This is a genomic window from Pontibacter sp. CAU 1760 (assembly GCF_054482735.1).
The window spans coordinates 143,823-158,328 of sequence record NZ_JBTLRL010000004.1 but is presented as its reverse complement, the minus strand read 5'-3'; the positions used below and the strand labels follow the sequence as shown (position 1 = coordinate 158,328).

16 protein-coding genes are annotated in these 14,506 nt (G+C 50.0%); 11 read left to right on the top strand and 5 right to left on the bottom strand.

What is annotated here, in order from left to right; all coding sequences use genetic code 11:
- Window positions 1–16: 16 nt before the first annotated feature.
- Complete coding sequence (locus ACXYMU_RS07290; protein ID WP_458985707.1) at window positions 17–1,579, bottom strand: ABC transporter substrate-binding protein; 1,563 nt, start codon at window positions 1,577–1,579, stop codon at window positions 17–19.
- Between the two features lie 177 nt (window positions 1,580–1,756).
- Between ACXYMU_RS07290 and ACXYMU_RS07285 the strand changes: the two genes are divergently transcribed.
- The 8 genes from ACXYMU_RS07285 (at window position 1,757) to ACXYMU_RS07250 (ending at window position 9,449) form a co-directional block, all read left to right on the top strand.
- Window positions 1,757–2,437 (top strand): metal-dependent hydrolase, encoded by a 681-nt coding sequence (locus ACXYMU_RS07285; protein WP_458985706.1) that lies wholly within the window; start codon window positions 1,757–1,759, stop codon window positions 2,435–2,437.
- Between the two features lie 6 nt (window positions 2,438–2,443).
- Window positions 2,444–3,226, top strand: a complete 783-nt coding sequence (locus ACXYMU_RS07280) for a ParA family protein (RefSeq protein ID WP_458985705.1) — start codon at window positions 2,444–2,446, stop codon at window positions 3,224–3,226.
- A 13-nt stretch (window positions 3,227–3,239) separates the two neighbouring features.
- Window positions 3,240–4,154, top strand: a complete 915-nt coding sequence (locus tag ACXYMU_RS07275) for a ParB/RepB/Spo0J family partition protein (protein ID WP_458985704.1) — start codon at window positions 3,240–3,242, stop codon at window positions 4,152–4,154.
- Window positions 4,155–4,162: 8 nt separating this feature from the next.
- Window positions 4,163–4,840, top strand: a complete 678-nt coding sequence (locus ACXYMU_RS07270) for a DUF5683 domain-containing protein (RefSeq protein WP_458985703.1) — start codon at window positions 4,163–4,165, stop codon at window positions 4,838–4,840.
- Entirely contained in the window at window positions 4,837–5,553 is a 717-nt protein-coding gene (gene dapB / locus ACXYMU_RS07265) for a 4-hydroxy-tetrahydrodipicolinate reductase (protein WP_458985702.1), read from the top strand. The genes ACXYMU_RS07270 and dapB overlap by 4 nt, the downstream gene beginning before the upstream one ends.
- Window positions 5,554–5,568: 15 nt before the next feature.
- Window positions 5,569–6,675, top strand: a complete 1,107-nt coding sequence (lepB, locus tag ACXYMU_RS07260; RefSeq protein ID WP_458985701.1) for a signal peptidase I — start codon at window positions 5,569–5,571, stop codon at window positions 6,673–6,675.
- 147 nt (window positions 6,676–6,822) lie between these two features.
- The gene (locus ACXYMU_RS07255; RefSeq protein WP_458985700.1) at window positions 6,823–7,176 is read left to right on the top strand and encodes a DUF1622 domain-containing protein; all 354 of its coding nucleotides are present in this window, start codon (window positions 6,823–6,825) and stop codon (window positions 7,174–7,176) included.
- A gap of 155 nt (window positions 7,177–7,331) precedes the next feature.
- Window positions 7,332–9,449: an ABC transporter substrate-binding protein gene (locus ACXYMU_RS07250; protein WP_458985699.1), complete on the top strand. Its 2,118-nt coding sequence runs from the start codon at window positions 7,332–7,334 to the stop codon at window positions 9,447–9,449.
- On the opposite strand, the gene arsC is transcribed toward ACXYMU_RS07250, so the two are convergent.
- Window positions 9,446–9,784 (bottom strand): arsenate reductase (glutaredoxin), encoded by a 339-nt coding sequence (gene arsC, locus ACXYMU_RS07245; protein ID WP_458985907.1) that lies wholly within the window; start codon window positions 9,782–9,784, stop codon window positions 9,446–9,448. The two genes, ACXYMU_RS07250 and arsC, sit on opposite strands and share 4 nt — an antisense overlap.
- Window positions 9,785–9,833: 49 nt before the next feature.
- Window positions 9,834–10,496 carry a uracil-DNA glycosylase gene (ung, locus tag ACXYMU_RS07240; protein ID WP_458985698.1) on the bottom strand — a complete coding sequence of 221 codons (663 nt, stop codon included), beginning with the start codon at window positions 10,494–10,496 and terminating at the stop codon, window positions 9,834–9,836.
- A 93-nt stretch (window positions 10,497–10,589) separates the two neighbouring features.
- On the opposite strand from ung, the gene apaG reads away from it, so the two are divergent.
- Together apaG and ACXYMU_RS07230 are read left to right on the top strand one after the other, a co-directional pair.
- Window positions 10,590–10,976, top strand: a complete 387-nt coding sequence (apaG, locus tag ACXYMU_RS07235) for a Co2+/Mg2+ efflux protein ApaG (RefSeq protein ID WP_458985697.1) — start codon at window positions 10,590–10,592, stop codon at window positions 10,974–10,976.
- Window positions 10,977–11,041: 65 nt separating this feature from the next.
- The gene (locus ACXYMU_RS07230) at window positions 11,042–11,827 is read left to right on the top strand and encodes an O-methyltransferase (RefSeq protein WP_458985696.1); all 786 of its coding nucleotides are present in this window, start codon (window positions 11,042–11,044) and stop codon (window positions 11,825–11,827) included.
- A 62-nt stretch (window positions 11,828–11,889) separates the two neighbouring features.
- Here ACXYMU_RS07230 and kdsA read toward each other — a convergent pair whose 3' ends face one another.
- Window positions 11,890–12,699, bottom strand: a complete 810-nt coding sequence (gene kdsA / locus ACXYMU_RS07225; protein WP_458985695.1) for a 3-deoxy-8-phosphooctulonate synthase — start codon at window positions 12,697–12,699, stop codon at window positions 11,890–11,892.
- Window positions 12,700–12,824: 125 nt separating this feature from the next.
- Window positions 12,825–13,430, bottom strand: coding sequence for a methyltransferase domain-containing protein (locus ACXYMU_RS07220; RefSeq protein WP_458985694.1), 606 nt, complete (start codon window positions 13,428–13,430; stop codon window positions 12,825–12,827).
- A gap of 113 nt (window positions 13,431–13,543) precedes the next feature.
- On the opposite strand from ACXYMU_RS07220, the gene ACXYMU_RS07215 reads away from it, so the two are divergent.
- Window positions 13,544–14,485, top strand: a complete 942-nt coding sequence (locus tag ACXYMU_RS07215; protein ID WP_458985693.1) for a hypothetical protein — start codon at window positions 13,544–13,546, stop codon at window positions 14,483–14,485.
- The last annotated feature ends 21 nt before the right edge of the window (window positions 14,486–14,506 follow it).

The window sequence follows — 14,506 nt, the reverse complement described above, 5'->3', positions numbered from 1 at the left end:
TGCCGCTTTTTTTCGTCTACTGCTTACGCACATGATCCAGGTTCAGGGCGTTCATCGGGTTCGCCGTTAAGCCCTTGATGTTATTTTGGGTTAAGCGTACCACCTCATCGTAATACAGAACGATTACGGGAGCCTCCTCAACAATAATGCGATCCATTTGCCGGTATAGTTCCCACCGCTGTTGCACGTCCTGCTCCCGCTTGGCCTGTTCATACAGGTGGTCGAACTGCAAGTTCCTGAAGTGTGTTTTATTGGGCCCAGCCGGCGAGAAGTTCTTGCTGTAGAAGAGTGCCAGGTAGTTCTCCGCGTCTGGGTAATCCCCTAACCAGGATTTCATAAAAAAAGGCGCACGGCCATTGTCCACGGTTTCCTGGTGGGCAGGAGCCTGGTTAATGTCTATCTGCACATCTGCACCAACTTCGGCCCACTTCTTCTGCATGTATTCCGCCAACTCTTTATGTTCCTGCACCGTGCTTAGCCTAAGCCGCAGCGGTTTTTGGGCATTATAGCCTGCCGCACGCAAAAGTGCCAAGGCTTTTTTCTGATCATACCGATAACCAGGAACAGCTGCTTCGCTGTAGGAGGGCAAGGAAGGCGGTACCATGCCCGCATGGCCAGGTATACCGATATTGTTCCGGAAGTAAGCGATCATCTCCGGTTTATTCAGCGCATAGTTAAGCGCCTGCCGTACTCGCTTGTCTTGCAGTGCTGGATTGGGGTCTTTCAAGTTGGTTTCGTCCAGTTGAAACCCAATGTACTCGGTGTTGAGGTAAGGCACCTTCTGCACCTGAAACTTGTCACGGAAATCCTCCTGCACCGTACCGTCGTTGTGCAGTACCATATCCCGGGACCCCTCCTTGATACCTGACAGGAAGTCGAGTTTGCCTTGCAGAAAGGTTAAGAATTCTGATTTCTTATCCGTGATAAAAGTGATCTGCACGGCATCGAGGTAAGGCAAGCGGGTACCCGCTAAGTCGCGTTTCCAGTAGGCTGGGTTACGGAGCATCACGATGGCACTCCCCTCCTCCCAGAGCTTAAACCGAAAGGGCCCTGTGCCCACGGGGTTAGCCCGAAAGTCTTTGCCGTAACGCTCCACTGCCTCATGTGGCACCACGTAGGCGTAAGGCATCGTCAGGATCTCCAGGAAGGCAATGAAGGGCTGATTCAGATAAACCCGAAAGGTGCTGTCATTCAGCGCGACGAAAGCGGTATCGGAGATAGCGCCCGCCTTATCCTGAAGCACCTTGTCATTGAACACCCAGGCTCCCGTGCTAGCTGTGGCAGGATCCACGATGCGCTTAAAGCTATACTCAAAGTCATGGGCAGTAACTCTGCGCCCCTTACCACCTTCAAACACCCTGTTATCGTGAAAAAACACGTCATCACGGAGATGAAAGGTATAGCTGGTACCGTCTGGAGATATTTCCCAGGCCTTCGCTATGGCTGGCCCTGTCTTGAGTTCCTGGTCAAGCTCCACCAGACCGTTGTAAAGCTGCGTAGTTGCCCAGATGTTGGCCTGGTTTCTGGCAAAGGCGGGGTCTAGAGAGGTAAGCGCCTCAGGCTGATTATACCGAAACACTTTTTTGTCCGTTTCACTTTCAGAGGGTTGCGAACAGGAGCTTAAAAGCGCCAGAAATGTGCATAAAAATATAGCTGCTGATCTAACTTGCATCCGCCTATATGGGTAAAAAAATGTATATTTGTGCAAGTCTTTGGAAACTTGCAAGGACTATTTGACGACTAAAATAGCAACATTATGAATATAACATACTACGGTCAGTCTTGCTTCTTATTCGAGATCGGAGCGCATCGGGTATTGTTCGATCCCTTCATCTCCCCTAACGAGCTTGCCTCCAAGATAGACGTGGATGCCATCAAAGCAGACTTCATCCTACTCTCGCACGGCCACCAGGACCATGTGCAGGACGCGGAGCAAATCGCCCGTAACAACAACGCCACGATCGTTGCCATTCATGAGATTGCAAGCTGGTACAGCGGAAAAGGAATCGAGAAAACACACCCCATGAACATTGGCGGAAAAGTAACGCTGCCTTTCGGAACAGTGAAGATGGTGACAGCTGTTCACTCCAGCACACTGCCCGATGGCTCGAACGGTGGCGTGGCAGCAGGATATGTGGTAGAAACAGAAAACAAGACTTTTTACTTTGCCGGCGACACTGCCCTGACTTACGACATGAAGCTGATACCAGAGCAGTATGACCTGGATTTCGCCTTGCTACCCATTGGCGATAACTTCACGATGGATATCCACGATGCCGTACGTGCCGCAGATTTTGTGGAGGTAGACAAAGTGATTGGCATGCATTACGACACCTTCCCATACATCGAGATCGACCATGAAGAGGTGAAGGATGTAGCCAAACTGGCCGACAAGGAGCTTATATTGATGGAGATAGGGCAGACGATTAACCTATAAACTTAGATGGGAAAAATAATTGCGGTTGCAAACCAGAAAGGCGGTGTCGGTAAAACGACCACAGCAATAAACCTGGCCGCCAGTTTAGCAGCCTTAGAGTTCAAGACCCTGCTTGTGGACGCTGATCCGCAGGCAAACGCTACCTCTGGCCTGGGCTTTGACCCGGCCACCATCACCAGCAGCATCTACGAGTGCATGGTGGAAGACGTGAAGGCTGAAGAAATCATCCTACAGTCTTCCAACATCGAGTTCCTGGACCTCATCCCCTCTCACATCGACTTAGTGGGTGCTGAGGTAGAAATGATCAATGTGCCGAACCGCGAAGAAAAGATGCGTGTGGCCCTTCAGGACTTAAAGAAGCACTACGACTTCATTATCATAGATTGCTCTCCTTCGCTGGGTTTAATCACAGTGAACTCTCTCACAGCAGCCGATTCAGTCGTGATTCCGGTACAGTGCGAGTACTTTGCCTTGGAGGGCTTGGGCAAGCTTCTGAATACGATCAAGATCATCCAGTCGCGGTTAAATACGGACCTGGCCATAGAGGGGATCCTGCTGACGATGTATGATGTGCGCCTGCGCCTAAGCAACCAGGTGGTAGAGGAAGTGAAAACGCACTTCCAGCAAATGGTTTTCGATACCATCATCCCGCGCAACGTGAAGTTAAGCGAATCCCCTAGTTTTGGTATACCAGCCCTATTGCACGACGCAGAAAGCAAAGGTGCTATGAGTTACCTGAACCTGGCCCGTGAAATTGCGGAGAAAAACAGCGTAGTGCTGGCAAAATAATTTTTTAGATTACATGTCTGACAACAAAAATTCAGCAGCTAAACGCAAAGGAGGCCTCGGCAGAGGCTTAGGCTCTCTCCTGGAGGGTAACAAGTATACCGGCAAAACCGAATCATCCACTCTTAACGAAGTCAATACCATCGCAGATATAGCTATTGAGCAGATCCAGACGAACCCATACCAGCCCCGCACCCATTTTGACCAGGCTGCGCTGGAAGAACTGGCGGAGTCAATCAAGGTGCAGGGCATTATTCAACCGATCACGGTTCGTCAGTTAGATCAGAACACTTTCCAGCTTATTGCGGGTGAGCGCCGCTTCCAGGCGTCCAAGATTGCGGGCCTGAAAGTGATTCCTGCTTTTATCCGCAAAGCGGATGATCAGCAGATGCTGGAAATGGCCCTGATTGAGAACATCCAGCGCGAAAACCTGAATGCCATTGAGATTGCCCTCTCCTACCAGCGCCTCTTATCTGAGTGCAGCTTGAAGCAGGAGGAACTGGGTGACCGGGTAGGAAAGAAGCGTACGACTGTAACCAATTACCTGCGTCTGTTAAAGTTGCCCCCAGATATTCAGATTGCGCTGCGCGACAACATTATCAGCATGGGCCATGCCCGTGCTTTGATCAACATCGATACAGTAGAAAAGCAACTGGACGTATTCAAAGAAGTTGTAGCCAAAGAGTTATCGGTAAGAAAGGTAGAGGAATTGGTGCGCAACCTACAGAACGCCAAGAAGAAGCCAGACAATCAGCAGCAGCTTAACTTCAATAAATACGACGAGGAGTTGAAGTCCGTGGAAACAAAACTGTCTTCGCAATTCGGCACCAAAATCCACGTGAAGGCTAACAACGATGGAAAGGGCGAGATCAAAATCCCCTTCCTGACGGTGGAAGAGTTGAACAGGATTCTGGAAATATTAAATTACTAATCGAACGCATGAGGCTAAAGGCTGGCTTTGCATGTTTACTGATCGGTATGATGGCTTACTTCGCTCCTGCTATTGGGCAGGCGCAGGTCATCACGGCGGGGCCAGACTCAGTGCGTATAGACGTGCCTGAGGTAAAGGATGAAAAGGAAGGCTTCTTTCTTTCCAACCTCAATCTCAAAGACCTGGACAAGCCTGCGAAAGCGGCACTTTGGGCTGCCGCGATTCCGGGAGCCGGCCAGATGTATAACAGAGCTTACTGGAAAGTGCCTTTGGTGTATGCGGCAGGTGGCGTGCTCGGGTACTACCTGGTTTACAACAACCAGCAATACCAAAGCTACCGGGTAGCCTTGATAGAACGGACGGACGGCAAGCCAGAAACCGTGGACGAGTATGCCGACCACGAGATTTTAGGCGTGCAGAACGGCACCGACCCAGGTTCTTACGCTGTCCGAAACCTTAAATTCCGCCGGGATGGCTATCGCCGTAACCGTGACCTCACAGTGCTGCTCTCCATTGGTGCCTACGCCCTGCAAATTGCGGAAGCATACGTACATGCGCACCTGAAGGAGTTTGATGTGAGCGACGAACTGACCCTGCGTGTACACCCTAACATTATACCTGCTGCAGCTAGCCCTATCCAAGTGGCTCCTGCGCTAACATTCACCTTACACACTCGATCTAAATGAAGATTCTTTTGATTGGCTATGGCAAAATGGGTAAAACCATTGAGCAAGTGGCTATGGCCAAAGGCCATGAAATTGTTGGCAAAATAGACCACGAAAATGCCGAGGAGTTAAAAAACTTCACCGGCGAAAACACCGATGTGGCCATTGAGTTCACTCACCCAGAATCAGCGTTTGGCAATGTAAGCTACTGCCTGGTACACGGCATCCCTGTGGTTTCCGGGTCTACGGGATGGCTTGATAAGTTTGAGGAAGCCGTTGACCTCTGCCTGAAGAAGAAAGGCTCGTTTTTTTATGCCTCCAACTATAGCGTGGGGGTAAACCTGTTTTTCCATTTCAACGAGTACATTGCCAGCAAAATGAAGGACTACAGTAGGTATGAGGTATCTATCAAAGAGATCCACCATCTTCAGAAAGTGGACAAACCCAGTGGTACCGGTATTACCGCAGCGGAGGGCATCTTGTCCAGCTATCCAAATTTAGAAGGCTGGGTGGCCGACAATCCGGAAGAAAAAACTAAATTAAACATCATTTCTGAGCGCGAGCCGGATGTGGTGGGTACGCACATCGTTACCTACAGCTCTGAGATCGATCAGATTGAACTGGGCCACATAGCCCACAGCCGCACCGGCTTTGCCGAGGGTGCCGTGATGGCAGCCGCCTGGCTAATCAGCCGGGAAGGTGTGTATGGCATGAAAGACATGCTAAACCTGTAATTATAGCTATCGCAGATGAATGTGAAATTTTGGGAGAAAGCACCTCAAACCAAAGCACCTAAGAAAAAGAAAAGTTTTGCCCGTGAGTGGGGCGATGCCATCCTGTTTGCCGTTGTAGCTGCCAGCCTTATCCGCTGGGCAACGTTCGAGGCCTATACCATCCCGACACCCTCCATGGAAAAGTCGCTGCTGGTAGGGGACTTTCTGTTTGTGAGCAAGCTCCACTATGGCCCGCGCACCCCCATGACGCCGCTGCAGGTCCCGCTGACGCACCAAACCATTTGGGGGACTAACATCCCCTCTTACTCCGATGCCATCCAACTGACGCCGCACCGTTTACCGGGTTTCTCTGAAGTGAAGCACAATGATGTCGTGGTATTCAATTACCCGCCAGAAGAGCAGCATCCGGCCGACTTACGCACCAACTATATCAAGCGTGCCATCGGTTTGCCTGGCGACTCGCTGGAGGTGCGCGACATGCAGGTATACCTGAACGGCAAAGCCGTCAGCAACCCTGCAGGCCTACAATACAAGTACCTTCTAGTGCCAAATACGCAGCTTTCTGAGAAGTTTTTCCAGGACCGCAACATCAACTTGAATGATGTCATCCCTTATGAGAACGGTTATGTAGTAGATGCCTCTCCGGAGTTGGCAGCCGAGATCGGAAAACTGAGTCTCATTAAAGAGGTGATCCTGCTGAAAGACCTGGCTGGCAAATCTGACCCGGAGGTTTTTCCGCATGTGCCCAGCAAGTATGAGTGGAACAAAGACAACTATGGCCCGCTTTACATACCAAAAGAGGGTGCCACGGTAGCCATTACTGCTGAGAGCCTGCCTTTCTATGAGAAGGCAATCCTGACGTATGAGCATAACGAAAACGCAGAGGTGCGCGACGGAAAATTGTTCATTGACGGCAAGGAAGTTACTCAGTATACGTTTAAGCAGAACTATTACTTCATGATGGGCGATAACCGCCACAACTCCCTCGATTCACGCTATTGGGGCTATGTGCCGGAAGACCATATCGTGGGCAAAGCGGTGATGATCTGGATGTCCACAGACCCTGAAGGTGGCTTCTTTGATCGTATCCGCTGGGACCGACTGTTCAAGACGATAGAATAGCCTCACAGAAATAAATCCAAGCAAGGCCCGCAGGTATAATTCCAGCGGGCCTTTTTTTTGGCTCTACTAAATGCTGTTAATAACCACAGGTGCAGTGCTTTCGTTTAGGCCAACAACAGCTTACAACAGGATTTAGCCGTTATTAACATGGAAGAAGCCAGATACTATATCGAAGTGATCGCGCGCGCCATTGAGGTACTTGGAGTTGTGATTATAGCAATTGGCGCAGCGGTAGCACTCGTGAAGTTTGTCTTCCTGAAAATTAAGGACCAACCCGACTCCTATAAAAAGCTGCGGCAGGATTTGGGGAAGGCCATCTTGCTTGGCCTGGAAATTCTGGTAGCGGCCGACATTATTGCGACCGTGGTGACGGAACCCACCTTGGATCGTGTTTTTACCCTTGCCCTCATTGTATTAATCCGGACTTTCCTGAGTATATCGCTACAGGTGGAGTTAGAAGGCAAATTTCCGTGGCAATCCCACAGAACATACTCCGAGTAGCAGAGAATTATAATTTGACGCATCCTGGGGCAACATATAATTCAAACTCAAGCCCCGGATATTTAACTGCATATCAGAACGTTGCGTAGCCCCGTATAGGTATTATACCAACGACGGGTCGATTCTGCCCATACAGTGCCGTTGGCTAACAAGCTATGCTACTCAAAAAAAAGGCCATGATCCAGGTTGCGCTGCTGCTCGTCGGCGGGTTGGTGATTAGCTTCATACTTTACCGTCACTTTTACTTTCGGCAAGCGCTCAAGGGCTACTATACCATAGGGGTGATTTATAACAGCACCGAGATGACGCCAGCGGATATGCGCGTGATGAAAACGATCATCAAGCTGAAGCTAAATCAGATAAATGAGCGGCAGGGTGTAGGCGGCAAGGTGTTGCGGGTAGTTTACCTCGACGACGAAGGCAGCCCGGAAGTGGCCAGACGGGTAGTAGCCGAAACCATAGACGATCCGCTGATGATTGGCTATGTGGGTTGCTGGAGCTCTACGAGGTCTAAAGCCATTGCGGAGGTGGTGGGGCCAGCCCGTATCCCCTTTATTGGTGGCTATGCGTTAACGCCGCTGTTCAGGCAGTATCCCACCATGTATACTGCCGAACAAAGCATTCTGGATGTTGGGGCTCGCTTCAGGCTCCTGCTGAAAGAAAAATCCACTCGCCCCGCATTTATCGGCAGAGCAGGTGATCTTTACTCCCAGGCTTTGCTTGAGGTGATGCACCGCTTGGCAGAAGACAGTCCTGGCATTGAGGTCGTGATGGAGAAATGGCTGCCGCTTGGTTATGAGTTCTCCCCCACCGAAATCGATTCTATTGCCAGCCAGCTTTCCCGAGAACAGTCTGATCTATTGGTGCTGTCGTTTGGCGGAAGTGTCTCCGCTGTTGCCATCGCCCAACTACGCGAAGCAGGCGTGACTATACCTATTTTCACGGCCCTCGGTGATTTAGGGCATATTATCCAGCTGTCTGAAAAGGGCGACTTAGGCGAACTCTACGACCTGAATGTGGCAAGCATACCGGGCACATTCAACCTGCGCCTGCATGAGCAGGTGTCCGCATTCACCGATATCATGGGCGTGGACGACCTGATGGAGTTTAGCCTTAGCTTTGGCGCCCGTTTTGCCGATAGCATCGGGATGTTGGCTGCGGCCGGGAATGACCGGCAAAACGATTCCGATCAAACCATTCAGGAAAAAATCAATGAGGGGATGAAAGCATACATCGGTGGCAAGAAGATATACCGTGGGTGGTATGCCGATTGGTTTTTTACGGACGAACAAGCCATAGCGGGCGATGTGCTGCTGGCCTGGAAGCCTAAAAGGCTGTTTCGGCAAATCCTTGCTCCGCGGCAGTTTATGCGCATCAACGACACGCTGCAACAGGTACCCGTTTTGTTCACCCACGTAGACATGGTACAGATCAACCAGGTGAGCGATACGGAAGGGAGCTTTTATGCTACCTTCTACCTTGAGATCACAGCTACCGACGCCGTGGATATTGAGCAGATTGATTTCTCGAATGCCGCCCGCAGCGAAATGAGCCACGCGTATTTGCTGGATGTCAAGCAGGTCAGTTACAAATACACACCCGGCAAAATGCCGCACTACAATTATATGTTCAAGGTATCTGGCAAGTTCCTCTATGAGCCAGACCTGCAGAATTACCCTTTCGACGAGCAGAAATTTGCCATCCAACTGCAGCCTGTCAACGCGATCAACCCTTTCCTGATCCAACCATCCACCGCCACCCTGAATGATTCTGTATTTGATGCAAGCGGTTGGAAGTACCGGGGCCAATTTGTGGGCTACGACCATGACATCATCAGCTACATTAACTCCTTTGATGATGCACAGCGAACGCTGCCGTTCTATAAGTTCAGTTATACCTATGTGATGGCCCGGGCAAAAGCCGACTTTTTCCTGAAAGTGCTCACGCCGCTGCTGGTTATTCTAATGGTCACCTATTTTTCGGTTTTTATACCTCTCAGCCGCTTCGAAACACTGGAGGCGATTCAGGTCACCTCGCTGTTGGCCTCCATTGCGCTTTATTTCTCCACCTACAAACCCGAGATGGAGTATGCCACTGTATCAGACAAAATCTTCATTTTCACCTATATCATGATCACTTCCCTTATCGGCACATCCATCCTGCAATATGTAAACCGGAAACGCTTTAACACTGACAGCAAAATCGCCAGGATATACCAGCACTACCTTTACCCGTTTGTTATCGTTATCATGACGATATTTGTGGTTGCCTAAAGCAGCTCCTTTACGTTCTCGGGTGGCCTGCCAAGCACAGCCTTATCGCCTTGCACCACAATGGGCCGTTCGATCAGCACAGGGTTTTGGACCATCACCTGTATCCATTCGTCATCAGACAGTTCCTGGCCCTTGTAAATTTCTTTGTAGAGCTTTTCGCCTTTGCGTAGCAGTTGCTCGGGTTTCAGCTGAAGCTTTTGCAGCACGGCTTTTAATTCCTCCGCAGTAGGGGGTGTCTGCAGGTAAGGTATAACTTCTACTTCCTTGCCAGCTTGTTGGAGTAAATCCAGGGTCTGGCGGCTTTTACTACAGCGCGGGTTATGGTATATCTTCATCATGCTGGTTCAAGTGTGGAGGTAATAACAGGGTAAAAAAAAGAGCTGGCTACCAATCGATCTCTTTCATCCCGTGCTCTTTTAAATACCGGTTGGCTTTACTGAAATGATGGGTGCCGAAAAAGCCACGATCAGCGGCAAACGGCGATGGGTGGGCCGCCTTTAGCACCAGGTGCTTGCGCGTGTCAATAAATGCGCCTTTCTTTTGGGCATAGGCTCCCCAAAGCATAAACACCACATGCTCCTTCAAATCGTTTACTTTTTGCACCACAGCGTCGGTAAATTCCTCCCAGCCCTTTTTCTGGTGCGACCCGGCATTAGCTGCCCGTACGGTAAGGGTAGCATTTAGCAGGAGTACCCCCTGCCCGGCCCAACGCTCCAGGTTACCAGTGGCAGGCATGTCCTTGCCCAGATCATTTTTTATCTCCTTAAAGATGTTGAGCAACGAGGGAGGTATACGCACTTGGTCGCTCACCGAAAAAGCTAGCCCATTCGCCTGGTTAGGCCCGTGGTAAGGGTCCTGCCCCAGAATCACCACCTTCACCTCGTTGAAGGGGCATCTTTCAAACGCATGGAAGATCTGGCTGCCGGCCGGATAAACTTTTTGGGAAGTGTATTCGTCTTTAACAAAAGACACAAGGTTTTTGAAATAAGGCTTTTCAAATTCGTCTTGCAATACATTTTGCCAGCTTTCTTCTATCTTTACGTTCATGCTTTGTCAGGATTATTTTTGGTGATGCATTTAGTTGCTACAGAAACAAGCCGCGGCCCCTGTAGTTACTAAGTATACAAAAAACTTTTGAACATGGATACAAAAACAACTGAAGGTGTAAAAGTAACGGTAACGGCCAATTACCTGCCCGACTACTCGAGCCCGGTGCAGCAGCACTTTGTTTTTGCTTACAAGATAAAAATAGAAAACCACAGCGAGTTCACCGTTAAGCTGTTGCGCCGCCACTGGCACATCCACGATGCGACAGGGGTCGTTCGTGAAGTGGAGGGCGAAGGGGTTGTGGGCCAGCAGCCGGTGCTGGAACCAGAGGAAATGCACGAGTATGTATCGGGCTGCAACCTAAAGACCGGGATCGGGAAAATGCGCGGCACCTACCTGATGGAGCGCATGATAGACGGACGCCAATTCCATGTTACCATACCGGAGTTTACGCTGGTGGTTCCTTACAAACTCAATTAAAAGCCGTTAACGCCCACCCGACTGCCATAGCCGACAACAACTTATCGGTCTCTTAAAGCCTGCTTGTGTCTCTCTTCCGTTTAGCTGCTGACTACCTGCTCTACCGCGCCCATGCCTTTAAACTGCATGGGGTGCATTCTCCCTTTGTTTTTGACTTGTATCACCACGTGATGCAGCATACCGGTTATTTTCCGGCTTATAGCCGCGTCGAGACACTCCGCAACAAGCTTTTGAAAGATAACCGCACGATAAAGGTCACGGATTTAGGTGCCGGCTCCGCAGTGCTGCCTACAAAAGAGCGAAAGGTGAAGGATATTGCCCATACGTCAGCCAAACCACTCAAATACGGGCAACTGCTATTCCGGCTGGCCAACCACTTTCAGCCGTCAACGGTGTTTGAGTTGGGAACCTCGCTGGGTATTACCACAGCATACCTGGCTGAGGCACGCCATACTGCCCGTATCCATACCTTTGAGGGTTGCCCGAACATTGCAAGGGCAGCCAAACAGAATTTCAGGTACCTGGGGCTTAAAAACATCGAACTTGTACAGGGAAACCTGGACCAGACACTTCAGGAAGCAATTCTAAAAGTAAAGCAACTGGACTTCGTTTTTTTTGACGGGAACCACCGCTATACCCCCACCATGACCTATTTTGAGCAGTGCCTCACAAAGCACCACGAGCATAGCGTATTTGTGATGGATGATATCTATTGGTCGTCTGAAATGAAACGAGCGTGGCGGGATATCAAAAATCACCCTCAGGTGATGCAGACAATAGATTTGTTTTTTATAGGGCTCGTGTTTTTTCGCACTACGCAGCCAAAGGAGCACTTTACCCTCCACTTTTAAAAAAAAGGCAGCAAAAGGATAGTAAGACCCGTTGCTGCCTGTATGCTTCGTGTTCGTTGAGGCTATCGAATAGCCTGTCGGATACGGATCAGTTTTTTCAACAAACCTTCCAGTTGGTCGAGTGGCAGCATGTTAGCCCCGTCAGACTTAGCTACACCCGGATTCGGGTGCGTTTCGATAAACAAGCCGTCGGCGCCCACAGCAATGGCTGCCTTGGCAATCGTTTCGATCAGGGCAGGCTTGCCGCCCGTTACACCTGAGCTTTGGTTAGGCTGCTGCAGAGAGTGCGTCACATCCATCACCACCGGTGCGCCGGTCGCCTGCATTTCAGGCAGGTTCCGAAAATCCACGACCATGTCGGAGTAGCCAAATGAGTTGCCCCGGTCCGTCAGGATCACTTTTTTATTACCTGATTCGTTCACCTTTTCTACGGCAAAGCGCATAGCCGCACCAGACAAGAACTGTCCTTTTTTGATGTTCACCACTTTGCCCGTTTCGGCGGCGGCTACCAGTAAGTCTGTTTGCCGGCACAGGAAAGCCGGAATCTGCAACACATCCACATAGGCAGCAGCCATAGCCGCCTCAGTTGTTTCATGTATATCCGTCACGGTCGGCACACCGAAGGTCTCACTCACCTTCTGGAGGATACGCAGGGCCTTTTCATCGCCGATACCCGTGAAAGAGTCCAGGCGCGAGCGGTTTGCCTTGCGGTAAGAGCCTTTGAAAATCAAGGGCACCTGCAAACTGTCAGAGAGGGTTTTGAGGCGCTCGGCAATCTGCATGGCCATCTCCTCACCTTCTATGGCGCAGGGGCCTGCCATCAGGAAAAAGTTTCCGCTATCGGTATGGCTAAGTTTTGGTATTTCAAACATGACAATTCAATTTAGTTGGCGCAGTAACTGCCCCGTAAAGGTAAGCTTTCAATCAGGAATTAAGAATGCCTGTCGCTGAATATTAGCGAATCGGTACATGCAGGGGTACCCTAACGCTACAAAATTTATACCTGGTCAATCCGTTCCTTTTTCTGCAGTAAGATAAACAGTTCGCTCCCTTGCCGTGGCTTGATAGAGTTATAGGCTTGCTCATAATGTATAAACTTGAAGTATGGCGCAAAATAGGTACGATACTCTGCATTACTCCCCCCGAAGGGCGGCCCTTCATGCGCAAAGGTAGTGTCGAACAACAAGCCTACCAATTTTCCCCCAGGCTTTAGCAAAGCGGCACACTGACGGGCATAGGCTGGTCGCAGCGTAGGGTCCAGCGCACAGAAAAATGTCTGCTCCACGATAAGGTCATACTCCCCTTGCAGCTGAAAGAAGTCCTGCTGCAGCAACTGGCTTTTCGGAAAGTCCGGCACACGCTGTGCGAATTCCTGCAGGGGCGCTTCTGCTACATCAGCTACATACACCTTTTGGAACCCGGCTTTGTAGAGGTACTCTGCTTCATAAGCCCGGCCACAACCCGGCACCAGAATGCGCAGATCTTTTAGAGCCAGTTGGTCAAAATAAGTTTTTAGTGGCGGCGTTATCTCACCAGTGTCCCAACCGGTTTGCCCGCTCTGGTAGCGTTTTTGCCAATAGGCGGCATTAATTTGTTCTTGCATCTCTCTAGTAAAATAAGCGAAAAGCATTATATTTGATACTAATGCTTGCCTTTTTTGGCATTTATCAGATTCAAAACCCTTAATAATTAAACGACAAAAACCAGAACACGCATATGTCAGCTAACACCCCTGAGAAACGAAGCAACAAAAAGCTTTTGATTGGAGGCCTTCTTGTCGTCCTGATCAGCATCAACGGCATCCTGATTTACATGAACTATCAGAAGAAGGAAAAAACCGAGGAGCAAGCCGAGATCATCCGAGTGAAAAACACGGAGCTAGAAGACCAGATTAAGGTATACGAAGCCTTGAAGGCTGATTTCGAGCGCCAAAGCCAGGAACTGCAAGCCATGGGTCTAGAGAACGACTCCCTCGACAGCCAACTGGCCGCCATCTCAGCAGACCTGAACGAGCTGAAGGGTTTCAGGAAGAGCAGCTATAGCCTGAGCGACCAGCGCCGCTTCCGCGACAGGGCCTCTGCCTTTGAGCAACAGCTTAAGCAAAAAGACCAGGAAATCGCTCAATTGAAAGCCGACAACGAGGTGCTCTTCACAGAGAACACGACGCTGAAGAACACGCAAAACCAGTTGGCCGATAGCCTCACCACCTTCAAGAGCACGAACCAGAACCTGAACGAAAAGGTAAAACTGGCCTCGCGCCTGGAAGCGCAGAACCTGAACGTGAACATTGTAAACCAGCGTGGCAAGGAAAAAGAGGATGACGACAATGAGTTCAGGGCAAAGCGCGTAGAGAAGATCCGGGTAGAGTTCAAACTTGCCAAGAACGACGTAGCCGAAAAAGAGCCTAAAACCGTTTACATGCGCTTGATCGAGCCAGACGGCGCAGCAGTGTATAACCTGGCAACAGGCTCTGGTAATTTCCAGATCGACGGCGAGAACATGTATTACACTGCTAAGCGCGACTTTGTGTTTGACAATTCGGGGCAGCAGCTGAGTTTCACTTATAACAAAAATGCCGCCTACAAAAAAGGGCAGCATATTGTGGAGCTTTACGCCGATGGCTTCATGATCGGTAAAACAACTTTCCTGTTGAAATAGCGCTTGTAAAAGCAACAATAA